This window comes from Methanobrevibacter ruminantium, from assembly GCF_016294135.1.
Taxonomy (GTDB): Archaea; Methanobacteriota; Methanobacteria; order Methanobacteriales; family Methanobacteriaceae; genus Methanobrevibacter; species Methanobrevibacter ruminantium_A.
Map to the genome: position 1 here is coordinate 1 of NZ_JAEDCO010000081.1, position 2,100 is coordinate 2,100.

A 2,100-nucleotide genomic window follows, 5' to 3' on the forward strand; every position below is an offset into this window, starting at 1 on the left:
TTTAAATATTTTTAACCCCTATTTTTTGGATTAATTGTAAAAATGTTTGTTTTTTATCCTTTTCCTTAATTAAAATGTTTTGTTTAGTTAATTCATTTAATTCTCTTGAAGCGCTTTGTCTTGAAATGTTAAAATATTGATAATGCTCTTTGTTTTTAAAACAAAATGCATAATTATTTGCCTAATAATCTTTTATCGTTGGCATTGCTTTTGCTGATTACTTTTCGTCCAGTGTTTGCCTCCAGTTCGCGGCGAGCATTTCCTGCAATGGTTCCGCCACGCTTAGCTACATCTTGGCTTTCCTCGAATCCGTTTGGGTTTTCGCTTTTGCTTATTTCTGTGGTGGCCAGTTCCCCTAGCATATTGATTACAAGCTCTGCATTTGTCATATTGTCTCTAAGGTTTTCCTTTTTCAGTCCTTTTATCCTTTTATGCTGATTTGTTGTTAGTCCAAATGACGCTCTGCTTATTTCATCTGTTAAGATTGCATATTCCAATCCTTTCTCAACTCCTGATCTGTCCCATTCTGCTGTCAGATCCTTTCTGATTTCCATGCTTCTTATCCTTTGGCTTATCCATTCCTCGCTATAGCCCTGTTGACGATAGTTGTTGATTGCCCTTTCTATGGACAGTTCAGGATCTGCTATCTCATCAAGCCTTTCGCTTCCAACTTGAGCCAACCATAGTTTGAATGGTTCCGCATTTGGTGATGGGACAGACTGTATGAGGCGTAAGAGCTGTTTGGTGGTTGCCACATCTGTCATTCTCATTTTGCCATCTTTAGCCGGCATTTTCAACTGGTGACAATTTGTCACGGTTTGGTTTCCTTCTTCCTTCAATCTTTGTTTTAATTTTCTCCAGTAAGCATTGGGGTCTTTGCTTTCAGTAAGGACTGCGATAACATCTATTATTGAATAGTAATAGTCCTGTATTTCCTCATCCCATTTGGTTCTGATTTGTCTGCCTTCAAATAGTTTTATATTGTTTTCTTTCATTATTTTTCCTCCATTTTTAATGTTTTTCTAATAGTTGATATATTGTCTTAGACAATAAACTTGTAAAAATAGTTTATTTTTATTATTAATAAATATTATAGTTTTTTAGATGAAAAAACTTCTAAATAATTGTCATATTCTAAAAATACTGGAATTTTGATTTATTTTATTAAATCAGAGTTATTTTGTAATTTTTTCATAGTTAAAAAATTATTCTTTTAAAATTCCTCCATTTTTAAGAGCTTCATCGTTAAGAGCAAATCCCTTTATCATGTATTCCTTTAGTATTTGAGTTGTCCATTTTCTAAAATAAGTTGCTTTCTTGCTGTTTACACGATAGCCTACAGAGATGATTGCATCTAAATTATATAGGTTTGTATTATATTTTTTACCATCAGCTGCAGTTATCCGAGATTTTCGGATAACTGAATCTTTTTCCAATTCTCCATCCCTGAATATGTTTCTTAAATGGTCGCTGATTGTTCTTACATTAACATCAAATAATTTGCCCATTTCTTTTTGAGTTGCCCATATTGTATCTTCGGACAAATACACTTCTGCAGTGACTATCCATTCACTGGTTTTATATAGGTATGTTTCTTTTATTTCTAAATTAGACATTTTTTTCACCATTTTAATTCGCATATTTTTCATTGAATTGTAGTTTAATTGCTTAAATATTGTTTTTTTGAGTTTATATATGTTTAGAGAGCGTTTGAGAAGTAATTGTTAATGTATAGTTTACTCTTTATGAAAATAACTCCATTTTGTCCTTTTTTTAAATATTTTTTTATCATGATGATTTCTGAAGAATTATTGAAAAGATTTTGTTCAAATAGAAACATTAAGTATTCCACGCTTAAGTCCTACAGGTCTGCAATTGCCAAGTATGAGTTCTTTCATGATATGGATATGGGATCCCTTATGGATGAGGCAATTGTTGAGGAAGATGAAGGAATTTCGCTTAAGAACAGAAAAATTAAAAGCAGATTGTTGGATTTCAGGTCATTCCTATTGGATTCAGGTTTGGCTATCAGCACTGTCAGAACCTATTTTTCCAGAATCAAGACATTCTATAGGCATTTTGAAATTGAATTGCCCTATT

General features: G+C 32.3%; 2 protein-coding genes and 1 pseudogene. 1 reads left to right on the top strand and 2 read right to left on the bottom strand.

What is annotated here, in order from left to right; all coding sequences use genetic code 11:
• Positions 1-173 precede the first annotated feature (173 nt).
• Both VW161_RS08885 and VW161_RS08890 read right to left on the bottom strand, forming a co-directional pair.
• A complete protein-coding gene (locus VW161_RS08885; protein ID WP_304163214.1) occupies positions 174-995 on the bottom strand; it encodes a BRO family protein in 822 nt (273 codons plus the stop codon).
• 210 nt (positions 996-1,205) lie between these two features.
• Positions 1,206-1,616, bottom strand: a complete 411-nt coding sequence (locus tag VW161_RS08890; RefSeq protein WP_304136305.1) for a virulence RhuM family protein — start codon at positions 1,614-1,616, stop codon at positions 1,206-1,208.
• 177 nt (positions 1,617-1,793) lie between these two features.
• Between VW161_RS08890 and VW161_RS08895 the strand changes: the two are divergent.
• Positions 1,794-2,100 (top strand): annotated as a pseudogene (locus tag VW161_RS08895) (integrase); the annotation flags it as partial.

Bases quoted from the DNA above. Each gene is read 5' to 3' on its own strand.
- VW161_RS08890 (WP_304136305.1), bottom strand. From the start codon at position 1,616: ATGTCTAATTTAGAAATAAAAGAAACATACCTATATAAAACCAGTGAA.
- VW161_RS08885 (WP_304163214.1), bottom strand. From the start codon at position 995: ATGAAAGAAAACAATATAAAACTATTTGAAGGCAGACAAATCAGAACC.